At 52.5% G+C, this 17,043-nt stretch carries 15 protein-coding genes; 5 read left to right on the top strand and 10 right to left on the bottom strand.

Features of this window, described 5'->3' with window-relative positions:
• Window positions 1-155 precede the first annotated feature (155 nt).
• Window positions 156-800 (bottom strand): RlmE family RNA methyltransferase, encoded by a 645-nt coding sequence (locus NFR90_RS01320; RefSeq protein ID WP_251449952.1) that lies wholly within the window; start codon window positions 798-800, stop codon window positions 156-158.
• A 42-nt stretch (window positions 801-842) separates the two neighbouring features.
• On the opposite strand from NFR90_RS01320, the gene yhbY reads away from it, so the two are divergent.
• Window positions 843-1,373 (top strand): ribosome assembly RNA-binding protein YhbY, encoded by a 531-nt coding sequence (yhbY, locus tag NFR90_RS01315; protein WP_251449950.1) that lies wholly within the window; start codon window positions 843-845, stop codon window positions 1,371-1,373.
• Window positions 1,374-1,390: 17 nt separating this feature from the next.
• Here the strand turns inward: yhbY and greA are convergent, their stop codons facing one another.
• The 5 genes from greA to carA all read right to left on the bottom strand — a co-directional run bounded on the left by greA (window position 1,391) and on the right by carA (window position 8,073).
• A complete protein-coding gene (gene greA / locus NFR90_RS01310; protein ID WP_160334423.1) occupies window positions 1,391-1,864 on the bottom strand; it encodes a transcription elongation factor GreA in 474 nt (157 codons plus the stop codon).
• A gap of 138 nt (window positions 1,865-2,002) precedes the next feature.
• A complete protein-coding gene (locus NFR90_RS01305; protein WP_160334424.1) occupies window positions 2,003-3,007 on the bottom strand; it encodes an ornithine carbamoyltransferase in 1,005 nt (334 codons plus the stop codon).
• Between the two features lie 50 nt (window positions 3,008-3,057).
• A complete protein-coding gene (carB, locus tag NFR90_RS01300; RefSeq protein ID WP_160334425.1) occupies window positions 3,058-6,279 on the bottom strand; it encodes a carbamoyl-phosphate synthase large subunit in 3,222 nt (1,073 codons plus the stop codon).
• Complete coding sequence (gene gmhA / locus NFR90_RS01295; protein WP_160334426.1) at window positions 6,272-6,886, bottom strand: D-sedoheptulose 7-phosphate isomerase; 615 nt, start codon at window positions 6,884-6,886, stop codon at window positions 6,272-6,274. The genes carB and gmhA overlap by 8 nt, the downstream gene beginning before the upstream one ends.
• Window positions 6,883-8,073: a glutamine-hydrolyzing carbamoyl-phosphate synthase small subunit gene (gene carA, locus NFR90_RS01290; RefSeq protein WP_251449948.1), complete on the bottom strand. Its 1,191-nt coding sequence runs from the start codon at window positions 8,071-8,073 to the stop codon at window positions 6,883-6,885. Before carA ends, gmhA begins: the two co-directional genes overlap by 4 nt.
• Before the next feature lie 286 nt (window positions 8,074-8,359).
• Here carA and tal point away from each other — a divergent pair, with 286 nt between their 5' ends.
• From tal to NFR90_RS01270, 4 genes are all read left to right on the top strand, one after another.
• Window positions 8,360-9,328 (top strand): transaldolase, encoded by a 969-nt coding sequence (tal, locus tag NFR90_RS01285; RefSeq protein ID WP_251450041.1) that lies wholly within the window; start codon window positions 8,360-8,362, stop codon window positions 9,326-9,328.
• 30 nt (window positions 9,329-9,358) lie between these two features.
• Complete coding sequence (gene gmk, locus NFR90_RS01280; RefSeq protein WP_251449946.1) at window positions 9,359-10,009, top strand: guanylate kinase; 651 nt, start codon at window positions 9,359-9,361, stop codon at window positions 10,007-10,009.
• Window positions 10,010-10,025: 16 nt separating this feature from the next.
• Complete coding sequence (rpoZ, locus tag NFR90_RS01275; protein WP_160334430.1) at window positions 10,026-10,226, top strand: DNA-directed RNA polymerase subunit omega; 201 nt, start codon at window positions 10,026-10,028, stop codon at window positions 10,224-10,226.
• A gap of 110 nt (window positions 10,227-10,336) precedes the next feature.
• Entirely contained in the window at window positions 10,337-12,655 is a 2,319-nt protein-coding gene (locus NFR90_RS01270) for a RelA/SpoT family protein (RefSeq protein ID WP_251449945.1), read from the top strand.
• Window positions 12,656-12,777: 122 nt separating this feature from the next.
• On the opposite strand, the gene ansB is transcribed toward NFR90_RS01270, so the two are convergent.
• The 4 genes from ansB to NFR90_RS01250 all read right to left on the bottom strand — a co-directional run bounded on the left by ansB (window position 12,778) and on the right by NFR90_RS01250 (window position 16,952).
• A complete protein-coding gene (gene ansB / locus NFR90_RS01265; RefSeq protein ID WP_251449943.1) occupies window positions 12,778-13,821 on the bottom strand; it encodes an L-asparaginase 2 in 1,044 nt (347 codons plus the stop codon).
• 377 nt (window positions 13,822-14,198) lie between these two features.
• Entirely contained in the window at window positions 14,199-15,032 is an 834-nt protein-coding gene (locus tag NFR90_RS01260) for an ABC transporter permease (protein ID WP_251449941.1), read from the bottom strand.
• Window position 15,033: 1 nt separating this feature from the next.
• On the bottom strand, window positions 15,034-15,843 hold the full coding sequence (locus NFR90_RS01255) for an ABC transporter ATP-binding protein (protein ID WP_160334434.1): 810 nt from the start codon (window positions 15,841-15,843) through the stop codon (window positions 15,034-15,036).
• Window positions 15,844-15,905: 62 nt separating this feature from the next.
• The gene (locus tag NFR90_RS01250) at window positions 15,906-16,952 is read right to left on the bottom strand and encodes an ABC transporter substrate-binding protein (RefSeq protein WP_370267110.1); all 1,047 of its coding nucleotides are present in this window, start codon (window positions 16,950-16,952) and stop codon (window positions 15,906-15,908) included.
• Window positions 16,953-17,043 lie beyond the last annotated feature (91 nt).

Genomic DNA, 17,043 nt, shown 5'->3' with positions numbered 1-17,043 from the left:
AATGAGGACAGAATCGCATGGTTACAAACCAAACGATTGTCCTCTGAAAAGCCGAGCTGCATGAAACCAGGCCTTTGATGCGGTATATAAAAATATATTCCCGCCTCGATTGTTCGTCAGGAGCGGGAATTTAAAAAGAACGTTTTCAAACCGCGTTATTTCAGGTTCTTCGCTACTACATAAACTTCCGCCGAAGAACTTCTCGAGGCTTCCGGTTTACGCACGGAGACTTTCTTAAAGGTCTTTTTGCAGGCCTCGATATACTGCGAGTAACCGCTGCCCTGGAACACCTTGCAGACAAAGAAGCCGTTAGGCTTCAGATTCTCTTTGGCAAAGTCAAGCGCAAGCTCGTTCAAAAGCAGGCAGCGCGCAGCGTCGGCGGCGGCTACGCCGGAGAGATTCGGCGCCATATCCGAAAGCACCACGTCGACTTTTTCACCTTCAAGCAGTTCCGTGAGCTGATCCGCAACTTCCTGCTCTCTGAAGTCACCCTGCAGAAAATGCACGCCTTCGATCGGATCCATCGGCAGAATGTCCATTGCGATGACTTTTCCGTCGAGCCTGCCTTCTTTATCCGTCAGGCGCTCCTTCACAATCTGGGTCCATGAACCCGGCGCGGCGCCCAAATCAACGACAGACATTCCGGGTTTAATGATTTTGTCTTTATCATCGATCTCCATGAGCTTGTAAACCGAACGAGCTCTGTAGCCCTCCTGAACGCTGCGTTTTACAAACGGATCCGTGAGATGTCTTTTTATCCACGCTGGATTTGAGCGTAATTTCTTTTCTGAGACCGGCATAAGGTTAAACTCTTACAAAATTTATAAGGAGATTCATCAATCATGACACAATTAAAACTCGCAAGGGACGAGCGCATCGCACTTCGAGCCCAGGCGCATCACCTTGACCCGGTCGTCCTTCTCGGCTCCAACGGCCTGACAGACGCTGTCATTAAAGAAGTCGACCGCGAACTGAATGTTCACGGTCTCATCAAAGTTCGTGTTCCGAGCGACGACCGCGAAGAACGCGTCGCGATCTATGAAGAACTCGCGGAAAAACTCGGCGCCGCCAAAATCCAGCTGATCGGTAAGCTCTTTGTTCTTTATCGCCCGATTCCTGAAAAGGAGGAAGAAGACGAAGAGAAACCCGCTCCGATGGACCGTGTGCGCAGGACCGGCGCAAAAGCGCGCAACAATCGCAAACGTCTAACGGAAAAGATCAACAGCAAGAAGAGCGGCGCAAAGAACGCGCCCTGGGCCAAGACCCTTAAAAAGGGAAAGACCCCGAAGGGTCAGGTCAAAGCGGTCGGAGCCAAGGGCAAAGCGCTCGGCTCCCACATGAAAAACAAAGGCGTCCTCAAAGAAGAAGAGTAAACGCCCTAGCTTTCGCTTTAAATAAATTCAACGGCGATGATTTCGTACTCGCTCACGCCCTTCGGGGCCTGAACCTCTACGACATCGCCTTCATTTTTGCCGATCAGCGCACGCGCGATCGGGCTGGCGATGGAAATACGGCCAGCTTTCGTGTCGCTTTCGTCGGCACCAACGATCTGAAAGCGCTGACGGTCTCCTGTTTCCACATCCTCAATCGTCACAGTCGCGCTGAACACAACACGACCGTTGTTGGGCAGCGTCGTCGGATCAATCACCTGGAACTGCGAAATCTTGCTTTCGAGCTCCATGATTCGGCCTTCAATAAAGGCCTGAGATTCTCTGGCGGCATCGTATTCCGCATTTTCAGAGAGGTCCCCTTTTTCACGAGCTTCGGCAATCGCCTGAACAACAGCAGGACGATCCTGCGTCTTCAAACGATGAAGCTCATCTTTAAGCATTTTTGCCCCGCGGGCAGTAATTGGAATAGCCATCTTCTACAAAAAAAATCTAGGGCGGTCAAAACTAACCGCCCAAATACATTTAAGGATGCATAATGATAGCGCAACCGCTCCCTTCCCGCCGCTTCTTTGAAACCAAAAAGCGCTGTAAGAAAGCGGTCTTCTATCTGCTTACGCTAAAGAGGAGACGATAACCGCCTTGATCGTGTGCAGGCGGTTGCCGGCCTGATGGAACACGATGGAAGCGGGCGATTCAAACACCTCTTCCGTCACTTCAACACCGTTGGCAAGTTCCGGATGAGCCGCGATCACCGCTTCTCCGACCTTGGTCTCTGTGTTGTGATAAGCAGGCAGACAGTGCATGAATTTCACATCCGGATTGCCGGTCGCGTCCATCATGGCTTTGTTAACCTGATACGGCAGCAGCGCTTTGATGCGTTCATCCCAGACTTCTTTGGGTTCGCCCATGGAAACCCAGATGTCGGTATGAATGAAGTCAACACCCTTAACGGCCGCCTTCACGTCTTCCGTGATCAGCAGACGAGCACCGGAGTGCTTGGCAAATTCTTCACACATATCGATGAGTTCCTGGCTCGGCCAGTATTCTTTCGGTGCGGCGATACGAACATCCATACCCATCTTCGCGCCGACGAGCAGTAAAGAATTGCCGGTATTGAAGCGAGCGTCGCCGACATAAGCGTAAGAGATGTCTTTCCAGCGCTTGCCACAGCTTTCTTTCATCGTGAGCAGATCGCACAGCATCTGTGTCGGATGCCATTCGTCTGTCAGACCGTTAAAGACCGGAACGCCTGCGTATTCGTGCAGTTCTTCCACAGTTTCCTGTTTGTAGCCGCGGAATTCGATCGCGTCGTACATAGATCCGAGTACGCGGGCTGTATCCTTAATGCTTTCCTTGTGGCCGATCTGCGAGCTCTGCGGATCAAAGAAAGTGGTGTTGGCGCCCTGATCATAGGCAGCGACTTCAAAAGCGCTGCGGGTACGAGTGGAGGTCTTTTCGAAGATCAGAGCGATGCTCTTTCCCTGCAGATGCTGTACTTCAGTACCGGTCTGTTTTGCCTTTTTAAGATTTTCAGCAAGACTGACGAGATAATCGATTTCTTCAGCTGTGTGATTGACAAGGCTCAGAAGTGAGCGATTTTTAAGATTAAAAGGCATTTTGCTTTTCCTTTACTTCATAGAGCGCCCTTGCGGGCGCGTTTCAATAATTAACTGTGTTTAGCGTGCAGTTCCTGCTGGGCGTACACCTCGGTGTCGTCCATATGCTGAATGCCTTCTATGACCGCCAGCGCGTTTGCCATCGCCGTATAGAAAGTCACATGGTTGGCAAGGCTCGCGATACGGATTGCGGAGGCGTCGGCAATTTCCGAGCGGTTTTCGGCGGCAACAGCAATCACAAGATTGATATTGCCGTTCTTCAGTTCGTCTACCACGTTGGGACGACCCTCGGAAACCTTGTTGACGACTTCACACTTAAAGCCCGCTTCGCGGATCACTTTTGCGGTGCCACGTGTCGCGACAAGCTGGTAACCCGCATCGACGAACTGCTTGGCAAGCTGCGGCAGTCTCGGCTTGTCTTCATCCTTAACGGAAATAAAGACGCGGCCTTCTCTCGGAATCGCGGAGTCCGCGCCGATCTGGCTCTTAAAGAGCGCTTCGCCGAAGCTTCTGCCGACACCCATGACTTCACCTGTTGAACGCATTTCAGGTCCGAGGACCGGATCGACGCCCAAGAACTTGGCAAACGGGAAGACGGCTTCCTTAACGCTGTAGTGATCCAGATCCACTTCAACGGGCTGGCCCTGCTCTTCAAGACTTCTTCCTGCCATGCAGCGGGCCGCAATCTTAGCGAGCTGCTGACCGGTGGACTTGGAGACAAACGGAACGGTTCTCGAGGCTCTCGGGTTCACTTCCAGCACGAAGATTTCCGGATGATCCGTAAAGGCGTGCTGAATCGCAAACTGAACGTTCATCAGGCCGACCACGCCGAGCGCTTTGGCCATCAGGCGAGTCTGACGCTTGACCTCTTCCACAATCTGCGGATCAAGAGAATACGGAGGAATGGAGCAGGCGGAGTCGCCCGAATGGACGCCTGCCTGTTCAATGTGCTGCATCACGCCGCCGATACGAACTTCTTTGCCGTCGGAAACCGCGTCCACGTCCATTTCAACCGCATCATCAAGGAATCGATCGAGCAGAACCGGAGAGTCAAACGTTACTTTGATCGCTTCACGCATATAGCGCTCAAGCTCGCCTCTTTCATGCACGATATCCATCGCGCGGCCGCCAAGCACGTAGCTCGGACGGACCACTAACGGGTAGCCGATTTCTTCGGCTTTGCGAATCGCTTCCTCTTCGGTATGAGCGGTACGGTTGGGCGGCTGGTGCAGACCGAGATCCTGAAGCAGATGCTGGAATCTTTCACGGTCTTCTGCCGCATCAATGGAGTCCGGTGTTGTACCGATAATCGGCACGCCGTTGGCTTCGAGCGCGCGGGCAAGTTTCAGCGGAGTCTGGCCGCCGTACTGAACAATCACGCCTTCCGGTTTTTCCACATCGATGATTTCAAGTACATCTTCCAGCGTCACCGGCTCGAAATAGAGACGATCACTGGTGTCATAGTCCGTGGAAACGGTTTCCGGGTTGCAGTTCACCATGATGGTTTCGAAACCGTCTTCGCGCAGCGCCATGGAAGCATGCACGCAGCAGTAGTCAAATTCAATACCCTGACCGATGCGATTGGGGCCGCCGCCAAGCACAACGATCTTTCTGCGGTCGGTCGGATTCGCTTCGCTCTCCTCTTCATAGGTGGAGTACATGTAAGCGGTATCCGTGGGAAATTCTCCCGCGCAGGTGTCCACGCGCTTATAAACCGGACGAACTCCGAGTTTATGACGCAGTGTGCGTACGCCGTCTTCCGTCACGCGGAGCAGTTTTGCCAGACGTCTGTCGGAGAAACCTTTCTTCTTCAGATAAACAAGCTCTTCCTTGGTCAGTTCGGCAAATTCCATCTCCTTGAGGCGTCCTTCGATATCCACAAGTTCCTTGATCTGAACCAGGAACCACGGATCGATTTTTGTGACGCGATGGGCCTCTTTAACGGAGTAACCCAAACGGAAGGCATCCGCCAGGTACCAGAGACGGTCAGGACCGGGCTCACTGATTTCGTGATGAATCTGAGCCTTGTCCGTGCTGATCTCATTGAGACCGTCTTTACCGGTTTCAAGGCCGCGCAGCGCTTTCTGAAGGGCTTCCTGGAACGTTCTACCGATCGCCATGACTTCGCCGACGGATTTCATCTGAGTCGTCAGACGCTTATCGGCTTTGGGGAATTTTTCAAAAGCAAAACGCGGAGCTTTAACAACCACGTAATCGATGGTCGGTTCAAATGAGGCCGGTGTCGCGCCGCCCGTGATTTCATTTCTCAATTCGTCAAGTGTATAGCCCACCGCAAGTTTCGCGGCGATCTTAGCGATCGGGAACCCGGTCGCTTTGGAGGCTAAAGCTGAAGAGCGGGACACGCGAGGATTCATCTCGATAACGACCAAACGGCCGTCCTTCGGGTTGACCGCAAACTGCACATTGGATCCGCCCGTATCAACACCGATCTCGCGCAAAATCGCGATCGAGGCGTCACGCATGACCTGATACTCTTTATCGGTCAGAGTCTGAGCCGGCGCCACGGTAATCGAATCACCGGTATGAACACCCATCGGATCCAGGTTTTCGATCGAGCAGACGATAATGCAGTTGTCTTTGCTGTCACGAACCACCTCCATCTCGTACTCTTTCCAGCCGAGCAGCGATTCTTCAATCAGAAGCTCATGCGTCGGAGAAAGTTCAAGACCTCGTGTGCAGATCTGGATAAATTCTTCCATGTTGTAGGCGATACCGCCGCCGGTTCCGCCGAGCGTGAAGCTCGGACGAATAATCGCGGGAAATCCGATCTTGACCTGCACTTTAAGAGCGTCGTCCAGCGAGTAAGCGATGCCGGATCGGGCGCTCGAAAGGCCGATCTTGTCCATCGCTTCCTTAAATTTCAGACGGTCTTCGGCCTTTTCTATCGCGGCGGGAGAAGCGCCGATTAGTTCGATTCCGTATTTTTCGAGTACCCCGTGCTTGGCAAGATCCATCGCGCAGTTCAGCGCGGTCTGGCCGCCCATGGTCGGCAGAATCGCATCAGGGCGTTCCTTAGCGATAATGCGTTCCACCACCTCGCGGGTAATCGGCTCAATATATGTCACATCGGCTGTCTGGGGGTCCGTCATAATCGTCGCGGGGTTGCTGTTGACGAGAATGACCTTATAGCCTTCCTCGCGAAGAGCCTTACAGGCCTGCGCGCCGGAATAGTCGAATTCGCAGGCCTGGCCGATGACAATAGGACCCGCTCCGATAATAAGAACGGATTTAATATCAGTGCGCTTAGGCATTTTCTTTTTCCTTAGATTCGGTTGATTCTGCAAGTCCGGCTTCAATGAGCTCGATCATGATGTGAATGAGCTTGATATGCAGCTCCTGCACACGATCGGCAAAGCGCCCGGCAGGCGTCACGATCGCCACATCCGCGAGTTCGCATATCGGGGTGCCGCTTTTTCCGGTGAGCGCGACCACACGCACACCGCGCGCCTTTGCAGCCTGAGCGGCTTTAACCACGTTTTTGCTTGTGCCGCTCGTTGTGATCGCAAGAAGAACGTCGCCTTCTTTTCCTACCGCCTCAAGAAAGCGGGAGAACACATATTCGTATCCAAAATCATTGGCCACGCAGGACATATGTGAAGGATCGGCAAGCGACATCGCGGCGATCGCGGGCCGATCCTGGCGGAATCTGCCCGAAAGTTCCTCGGCAAAGTGCATTGCGTCGCAGAGCGAGCCGCCGTTGCCGCAGGACATGACTTTGCCGCCGTTTTTAAGCGAGGCGATCATCAGGTTCGCAGCCTGAGCGACGCGCTCGAGCGCTTCTTCGTTGGCAATCAGGTTATTGAGACCGGAGCGCGCTTCTTCAAGCGCAGCTTTTACTTGCTGAATTTGATCTTTCATAGACTTTTCTTAGCTTCCTGAATCTTGTCGAGGAAGTGGTTGAAGAGATCCTGAATATCGTGCGGTCCGGGGCTCGCTTCCGGGTGTCCCTGGAAGCAGAAAACCGGCGCGTCTGTCAGCTCGAAGCCCTGCAGAGAGCCGTCAAAAAGTGAGCGGTGCGTCACTTTCACGTTCTCGGGCAGTGTATCGGCGTCCACCATGAAGCCGTGGTTCTGGCTGGTGATATAGACGCGCTTGGTTTCGAGATCAACGACCGGATGGTTCGCGCCGTGGTGACCGAACTTCATCTTGAGTGTTCGGCCGCCGCAGGCAAGACCCAGGATCTGGTGCCCGAGGCAGATGCCAAAGAGCGGAATGCGCGCGGCAATCGCTTTCTGAGCCACTTCAATCGCAAAATCGCACGGTTCGGGGTCTCCCGGACCGTTTGAAAGGAAAATACCGTCAGGATTGACTTCCATCGCTTCTTCAAATGTTGTCTTAGCCGGCACGACGACCACATGGACACCGCGATCGGCTAAAAGACGAAGGATGTTTTCCTTGATACCGAAATCCCATGCCACTACGGTGTAGGGATATTCCTCGGGCTGGAAGGAGCCGGGGCGGCCGTAGCCGTTATCCATGCGCCATGTTCCTTCGCCCCATTCGTAGCGGTAGGTGGTGCTGACCTGACTGGCGAGTTCCTGACCAACCATACGCGGCGCCTCAGCAGCCGCTTTGGCAGCCTCCGCGATCTGCGCTTCGGTGAGTTTGCCGCAAGCCGCAGCGACAATGCATCCGGGCTGAGCGCCCTTCGTTCTGAGAATTCGCGTCAGGCGTCTTGTGTCGACTTCGGCGATCGCCACAATGCCGTTCTGTTTGAGATATTCGCCGAGGCTTCGCTGGCTTCGCCAGTTGGAAACCACCGGGGATTCGCTGCGAATCACCAGTCCGGCGACATGAACATCGGAAGACTCGACGTCTTCCTGATTAACTCCGACATTACCAATGTGCGGATAAGTTAATGTAACTATTTGACCTGTATAAGAGGGATCTGTGAGGATTTCCTGGTAGCCGGTCATCGCTGTGTTAAAAACCACTTCTCCGACAGTCATGCCGGGAACTCCGACCGACCGGCCTACAAAAACAGCTCCGTCCGCAAGCACTAAGGCTGCTTCGGGTCGGGTGTCATCAATTAGTTTTGTTTTCACTATGACTCCGTATCACCATCGAGACGCCGTTTCGGTCCCGATCGCATTTGTTGAGATTGCGTCAGCCGAAGCTCATTCTCCGACTAAACTTTTTGATTATATCAATGCAATTTACGTGCCTTTATGCCTCTCAGTACTGTTTTTACGGAGTCTTCACCAAGGCTTTCCCGCATCCTTGAGAGCGCACTCTAAGCAGTCCGGAGGTATCTCTTTGATTTCATCTGTGATAATCTGTTTAGATTAATTGCATTTTGGCTGACTATTCAGCGTATCTGAAGAACATAAAATCATGAAACAGGTTGACAAACTCTCATCCTTTACAACCATCGTCGCCGACACCGGCGACATCGCCTCCATCGCTAAGATTCAGCCTCAGGATGCGACCACTAATCCTTCTCTTATTCTCAAGGCGGCCAATGTCGCTGATTATCAGCCGCTTCTTAATGAGGCCGCGCTCAGCGCCGAATCTCTTGAAGACGCCGCCGACCGAGTGCTAGTCAATTTCGGCTCTGAGATTCTCAAGCATGTGAAGGGACGTGTTTCCACAGAGGTCGACGCCTCTTTGTCTTTTGACACCGAAAAGACCGTTGCGAAAGCGCGCCGCATTATCGCGCTCTATCAGGAAAAAGGCATCGGCAGAGGACGCGTACTTATTAAGATTGCTGCAACCTGGGAAGGCGTGCAGGCCGCCAAGGTTCTCGAAGAGAAAGGCATCCACTGCAACCTGACGCTGATTTTCTCGGCCGCTCAGGCTGAAATCGCAGCAAACGCCAAAGCGACTCTGATTTCGCCATTTGTCGGCCGCATCTATGACTGGTACAAGAAAAAAGCCGGCGAAAGCTGGGTTGAATCCGAAAACCGCGGCGTGAACGACCCCGGCGTCAAGAGCGTGACAAACATCTTCCATCTGCTTAAAGGCATGGGATCCGAGACTCAGATCATGGGCGCGAGCTTCCGCAATAAGGATCAGATCATCGCGCTCGCGGGCTGCGACTTGCTGACGATCTCTCCTGCGCTCATTCAGGAGCTCTCTGAGAGTGAAGAAGCGTTTGAGCCGCAGCTTGACAAAGCCAAGGTACAGCCGCTCTGCCGCAAACCGATGACCGAATCCCAATGGCGTCTCGCCATGTGTGAGGACGAAATGGCGTCCTTCAAACTTGACGAAGGTATCCGAGCTTTCATGAAAGACACCATGAAGCTCAAAGAAATTCTTCGCAGCCTTGAAGCTGCCCGCGGCAAAGCGTGGGCAAATTAAGACAGCGATGCTCGTATTGAGGAGACTGAATTGACAGAACAATCTCGGAAAGAACCGGCGAGCGGCTACGGCTCGCTGTTTCTGGTTTCCGCGCCGAGCGGAGCCGGCAAATCTTCGTTGGTCAACGCTCTGCTTGCTCAAATGCCCGACATCGCTTTATCGATTTCAACCACAACCCGCGCGCCGCGCCCGGGCGAAGTGAACGGGCGCGAATATCATTTTTCAACGGTTGAGGATTTCCTCGCCGCACGCGACAGAAACGAATTTTTAGAATGGGCCGAGGTTCACGGAAACTATTACGGCACTTCCCGCAAATGGATTGAAGGCCGCATGCTCGCGGGCGGCGATGTGCTCCTGGAAATCGACTGGCAGGGCGCTCGCCAAGTGCGCAAGCATTTCCCGGAAGCGGTCAGCATCTTTATTCTCCCGCCCTCCATTCAGGCGCTGGAAGACCGCCTTCACAAGAGAGGCCAGGATTCCGAGACTACCATCACAAAACGCCTTTTGGGCGCGGGCGCAGAGATGGCTCATGCCTCAGAATTCAATTACGTTATAATTAATAGAGTTTTTGAAGACGCGCTGAAGGAATTCAGCGCCATCGTTACAGCCAGCCGACTGCGATTTGATAAGCAGGCGGCTCGTTGTCGTGATGTTTTTATCCAGTTGGGTATTCCCGGCTGAACATTGGATGAATTAAATGGCACGTATTACAGTTGAAGATTGCTTAAAGAAGATCCCGAACCGTTTCCAGATGGTTCTTGTGGCTTCCGTCCGCGCCCGTCAGCTTTCTCAGGGACATGCGCCCAAGATCGAATGCAAGGACAAGGCCAGTGTTGCGGCGCTGCGTGAAATCGCAGAAGGCGTAACAGGATTGGAGATGCTGAGTCAGATAAAATAAGGGTTTATCTGCATCGACGCCAAGGGTTCGGCAAGAGGCCGAGCCCTTTTTTATTGGTCAATTGGTGCAGAATATAAGAAAACAACACTTCCAGCACAGGAGAGCAGCCCATGGATCAAACCAGCAAGCCGCAGCGACAGAGTGTCGCCAAGAGAGCTGCAAATTTATTTAAGTCAGCTGTCGGGCTTACTACAGAAGAAAAGCCGGCAGTTCAGAAGGAGGAGAAACCTGTTTCCGAAGCGCTCGTCGTCGAGAAACTGAGTCCGGTCGCTTCTGCAAACAAACTTGCTGAGCGCTGCCGTCTTTACCTTTCTACTGCCGACGTCAACAAAATCAGAGAAGCATTCCGCTATGCGGACGAGGCACACCTTGGTCAGTTCAGAAACTCAGGCGCCCCCTACATTACGCATCCGATCGCTGTCGCGGAAATTCTTGCTTCCTGGCATTTGGACGCACAGGCCATTGAAGCGGGCCTTATGCATGACGTTCTTGAAGATACCGGCATCACAAAAATCGAGATGAGCGAAAAATTCGGCGTTAAGGTCGCCGATCTCGTTGACGGTGTCTCAAAGCTCGACAAGCTCAAATTCTCTTCCAACGAAGAGGCCCAGGCGGAAAGTTTTCACAAGATGCTGCTCGCGATGTCCAGGGACGTCCGCGTCATTCTCATCAAGCTGGCGGACCGCCTGCACAACATGCGTACGCTCGGCGCGGTCAAGCCGCATAAGAAATTCCGCATCGCCAAAGAAACGATGGACATTTACGCGCCGATCGCAAGCCGACTCGGGCTGTACTCGGTCTACCGAGAACTCACCGACATGAGTTTCTCCTACATGTATCCGATTCGATACAAAGTTCTGGAGAAAAAAGTTGAGGATGCTCGGGCTCGTAAGAAAAATCAGCTTGATCAGATTTTCCATGAAACCAGCGACAAACTCGCCGAACGCAAGATCTCCGGCGAAGTCCAGGGCAAGAGCAAGGCACTCTGGCGCATTTACACCAAGATGAAAGAGCGCCACATCCACTTTAGCGAAGTGCTGGATGTGCATAGTTTCCGCGTACTGGTTTCAACTCGAGACGACTGCTATCGTGCGCTTGGCGTGATTCATGAACTCTTCAAGCCGGTTCCCGGCCGCGTCAAGGACTTTATCGCGATTCCGAAGGCGAACGGCTATCAGAGTCTGCACACCACGGTTATCGGTCCCGGCGGACTGATGGTGGAATTTCAGATCCGCACCGAGGAGATGCACCACATTTGTGAAGACGGCATCACCGCTCACTGGCTCTATCGAGACCGTTCCCAGGCCGAAGCACTTCAGCGCTCGACTACCAACTGGCTGAACAGTCTGTTGGAGATTCAGAAGCAGAGCGGAACTTCGCTTGAATTCATGGAGAACATCAAGGTCGACATCTTCCCCGACCGAGTCTATGTATTCTCTCCGCAGGGCAAAATTATTCAGCTGCCGAAGGGCGCGACCGCGGTCGACTTCGCCTATCAGATCCACTCGGATTTGGGCAACTGCTGCGTCGGCTGTGAAATCAACGGAGAAAGAGCGCCGCTCACTCAGCAGCTGAAGAACGGCGAGATGATCAACATCATCAAGGGCGACAAGCCCACTCCCAATCCTTCCTGGCTGAGCAGCGTCAGAACCGGCCGAGCCCGAGCCGAGATTCGTCAGTACATGCGCTCGCTCTCTGCTGAGGGCAAGATCGAACTTGGCCGAGAACTGATCGCTCGTCTTTCCAAGACACACCATCTGCCGATCTCTAAGGTTACGGATGAAGATTGGGAACGCGTCTGCAAGGCCAACGGTTTTGCTGATAAGAACGCGGTGCTCGAAGCAATCGGAAGCGGTCAGAAAGACAGTCTGCTGCTGGTGCATCAGCTCACTGCCCGTCATTCGCTGCAGAGCAAGGGCGAATCGCCCAAGCAAAGAGAGCTTGATCCGGTGCTGAATCTTAGGGGCAGAACCTGCAAACTTTCGCCCTGCTGCACTCCGGCGCGCGATGACGCGATTGTCGGTCACAATATTAAAGCGACCAACACCGTACACATCCATCGCAAGGACTGCTCACACGTTCAGAGAGGTCTGAGAAGCGATCCGGAAACCTGGTCGGATTTCCAATGGAATCCCCAGTATCACGAGGGCTTCCATATCAAGCTTGATATCGACATTACGGATATTCATTCGACACTGGAACGGATCACCGGCACGATCGCCAAGCAGGGATCGAGCGTTACCGGTTTCTCCATGTCGACTCCGAATCCCGACAGTGCCAAAGTTGAGATCACGGTGCTGGTTAAAGACACGAATCATCTCTCCAAGATCATCAATGCGATTCGCGCCATTGAAACGGTTCGTGTTGTCAGCCGTCATCTTGAAGCCGATATCAACACAAAACCTGTGGATGTCGAAGCGGACGAATAATCTTTTCTTTCTTGAAAAAGGCCGCTGCCAATTTTGGCAAGCGGCCTTTTTTTGATTTCAGAATCGAGCCGGAACTGTGCGGGAGCCCTCCTTTAAGCACTTATCCGGCCGGATTTCCAGTCTTAGTACTGGTCAAAGTTCTTCTGGATTTCTTTCGGATCCTTTGTCTGAGTCAGAGAGAGCATCAGGAGAACACGAGCTTTCTGAGGATTCAGAGAGCCGGAAGAAACAAAGCCGTACTTCGCGTCATCAACTTCTGCGTCCTTAGTTGTGGAACCGGTCGGAACACGAGAAGAACGAACGATCGCGATGCCGTTCTTAGCCGCTTTCTCGATGATCGGGAAAGTGGACTGATGGAGGTTGCCGTTGCCGACACCGGCGGTCACAATACCGTCGTACTTGGCGTCTACCAGAGCCTGGGCCTGAACGCCTTCAACACCGGCGTGCTGATAAACGATGCCGACCTTCGGCAGTTTCTCGAACTTGCTGACATCAAACGGAGTCTGTGTTGTGTGTTTTGTCACAGGAGCTGCGTCCCAAAGAACTTTGCCGTTGTGGATCGTAGCGAGCTGACCGGCATTCGGACTTTGGAAGGTTTCTACACCTGTTGTGTTGGTCTTCATAACATCGCGGGCACCCAGAACTCGGTCATTCATCACAACCATCACGCCTTTGCCTTTAGCGGTAGGATCAGCAGCGACGGCAACTGCGTTGTAGAGATTGGCAGGACCGTCAGCGGAGAGGGCGTTGGAAGGACGCATCGCACCAACGAGAACGATCGGCTTGTCGCACTTAGCGGTCAGGTTCAGGAAGTAAGCGGTTTCTTCCATCGTGTCCGTGCCGTGTGTAATTACAAAACCATCTTTTTTAGCGCATTCGGCATTAATTTTCTTAGCAAGTGTGAGCCAAACCTGATCGCTCATATCCTGTGAACCGATCTGAGCGACCTGTTCGCTGGAAACGTTTGCGACGTTCGCAAGTTCCGGAACGGCCTGAACCAGCGCATTGACACCGACTTTAGCTGCGGAGTAGCTGGTCTGATCAGCGGCCTTGGCCTGACCTGCGATCGTACCGCCTGTGGCGTAAACAGCAACTTCAGGCTGAGCGGCGGCAGCGGCCGCACAGACAGCGGCTAAAGATGCGGCGGCAATAGTTTTTAATAACATTGTGTTCTCCTCTGAACGATTGAATAATCAAAGCTTCTAAGTGGTCATAAGCTTCGTTTTCGACTAATACAAGAATTTGGTATTAGTACGGGTAATTGTAATTAATTCTTTCAAAAAGAATATCCCCGTTTTTAGTGTTTACCTTAGTAAATATAATGACAAGTAATTCTATTAATAGCGTATTTACGTTATATTTTTATATTTTCTGCGCCATATTCCTAAGAATTTAGTTTTTCTTTTATTCAAAATTCAAACAAAACGGTCTGAAATCTCTTCGAACAGATTCCGTGCGCTACGCAATAAAGTGAAGCTTGCAGACAGAAAAAAAGCATGAGCGGCTTTTGGCCATTCATGCTCTTTTTGTGAATTTACACGAGTTAGAGTTTTTCGCTCTTACCGCCCTTAGGCTGCCATCTCATGTAATGATGCTCAGCAAGCGACACCGCCCAGTCAAGCACCAAAGCAAAGCCGGTCAGCACCAGAATACCCGCCATAACGGTATTGATATCGAAAGTACTTTCGGCCTGAAGAATAAGATAGCCGACACCGCTGGCAGAGCCTAAGTATTCGCCGACCACCGCACCAACGAAAGCCATACCGACGGAAGAATGCAGTGAAGAGAACACCCAGCTTGTCGCACTCGGAAGATAAACGTAGCGCAGAAGCTGACTCTTATTGGCGCCGAGCATTCTCGCGCTCGCCAAAACATTCGGACTGACTTCACGCACGCCCTGATAAACGTTAAAGAACACAATGAAAAATACGAGCGTAATACCGAGCGCGACCTTAGAGCCAATGCCCAAGCCGAACCATACGCCGAAGATCGGGGCCAAAATCACGCGGGGCATCGAGTTCAGACCCTTGATATAGGGATCCGCAATCGCCGCGGCTGTGGGAGCAAGCGCAAGCCAAAGTCCGATGAAAAGGCCGGCAATAGTACCAAACGCAAACGCCAGAACGGTTTCTGTCAGCGTGACCCAAAGATTGGGATAGATTTCATAGTTTACGAAGAACCAATCCCAAATCACCTTAAAGATCTGAACGGGTTCGCCAAAGAAGAAAGCGGCCTGATTTTCATCCTCAAACATGAAGGGCGGAACAAGACCCGGCTTGGTCATCAGCCACCAGAAGAAGAAAATCGCAACTAAAAGAAGCAGCTGACAAGTCACCAGCTTGGTACGAGACTGAAGAATGGTTGTATGTTTTGTCATTTTATTTCACCCTGTTTCTCATGTTCTCATAGCCCTTGAGCACTTCTTCTCTCAAGTCGGCCCAGATGGCGTTATGCAGTTCTATAAAGCGCGGCGTGACTCGAACTTCTGCCACATCACGCGGACGAGCGATGTCAATGTAGAACTCGCCGATCGGGTGAGAACCCGGGCCGGCCGAGAAGACGACGACTCGGTCGGAGATAGAGATCGCCTCATCAAGGTCGTGGGTAATAAAAAGTACCGCTTTTTTCTTCTGTGCCCAGAGTTCAAGCACTTCGTTTTCCATCAGCTGACGCGTCTGAATATCGAGCGCTGAGAACGGCTCATCCATCAAAATGATGTCCGGATCCATAATCAGCGTCTGAGCGAGCGCGACGCGCTTGCGCATACCGCCGGAGAGCTGATGCGGGTATCTGTTTTCAAAACCGCTCAAGCCCACACGGGAAAGCCAGTGCTTGGCCATCTCATGGCGTTCTTTCTCCGCAACTCCTTTGAACTGAAGGCCTGCGGAGACATTGTCAATCGCGGTTCTCCAGGGCATCAGGGCTTCGGCCTGAAACATGTAGCCTGCTCTTTTATTAAGGCTCTGCAGTTCTTCTCCGAAAACCTTGACCGTGCCTTTTGACGGGGAAAGCAGGCCTGCGGCCATATTCAAAATCGTTGATTTACCGCAGCCGGTCGGACCGACTACGCTGACGAATTCTCCGTCGCCAATCGTCAGATTGACATCGCGGACTGCTGTGTAGTGCTTATTGTCATCAGAGACAAAACTGCAGGTTACGTCAGTAAATTCCAATGCGGGTTGAGTCATTTTATTCGTTCTTATCTAATAAACAGGACGGAGCTCGGAACCCGAGCTCCACATTCGCTATTTTATTTGCTGAGCGGATATTTTTTTAAGGCTTCGTCAACAAATTTATTGGTGTAGACGCGGCCGAGGTCCAGTTTGGCCGGATCAAGCTTGTCGTTCACCTTGCGGAGCACATCAAGAGAGATCTGGGCGCAGCCGTCGGGGAATCTTCCGTCCGGAGAAAGCGCGTCGCGATTGCCCTCAAATCCGGCGAGATACACTTCGCGGTTACCCATCAGGTAGGATTCCGGGACCACCTTGGTGACTTCTTCGGCGCTCGCTTTAGTCAGCCACTGATTGGCGCGAACCATCGCGTTTGTCAGCGCCTGAACCGTGTTCGGGTTCTTCTTCACAAAAGCTTCGGGAGCGTAAAGCGTTCCGGCAACCAGGTCGCCGTTAAAGATCTTTTCAGCCTCACTGACTTTACGGGTATCCACGGCCATTTTGGCGTCGCCGTTCTGCAGAAGAATTGTGACAACCGGGTCAAGGTTGATGAGCGCGTCGATCTGACCGCTGCGCAGTGCGGAAACCGCACCGGAAGAAGAGCCGACTCCGATGAACGCCACATCCTTAGGTCCGAGACCGCCCTGAGCAAGGATGTAAGTCAGAACCGCCTGAGAGGAAGAGCCGGGCGCAGTAACGCCGATCTTCTTGCCCTTCAAGTCGGAAATCTGCTTGTAATCCTTCATCTTTTTGTTCGAAACCAGAAGCGCCTGCTGAGGAGCTCTGCCCTGGAGCACAAAGGCAACCATCGGCTGATTCTTGGCCTGCATGGAAAGGGTGTGTTCAAAAGCACCGGAAACTACATCGGCACTGCCGCCAACAACCGCCTGAAGAGAGCGGGAGCCGCCCTGAAAGTCCACAACCTTGACATTGAGACCTTCGTCTTTGAAATAGTTGAGGCGCTCGGCAATAGTTAAGGGAAGATAGTAATAAAGGCTTTTACCGCCGACGGCGATGGTGACATCTGTTTTTTCCGGCGCTGCCTGAGCAAAGCTTGTCGGAGCGGCAATCATCGCTGCGGCCGCGAACGCGGCGGCGATGACAGTTCTGCGAGTAAAGGTGATCATTGTTTTCCCCATAAAAAAAGGCCCGTTTTGGATTACGGACCGTTCTTGTTTACTAAAACTTCTCTGAAACTTTTTTTGCTAATCAAAAACA

Origin of the sequence: Parasutterella muris (genome assembly GCF_943193095.1) — a bacterium.
Taxonomy (GTDB): Bacteria; Pseudomonadota; Gammaproteobacteria; order Burkholderiales; family Burkholderiaceae_F; genus Parasutterella; species Parasutterella muris.
Note: the sequence above shows the minus strand (reverse complement) of the source record. Positions and strands in the feature narration are given on the sequence as shown.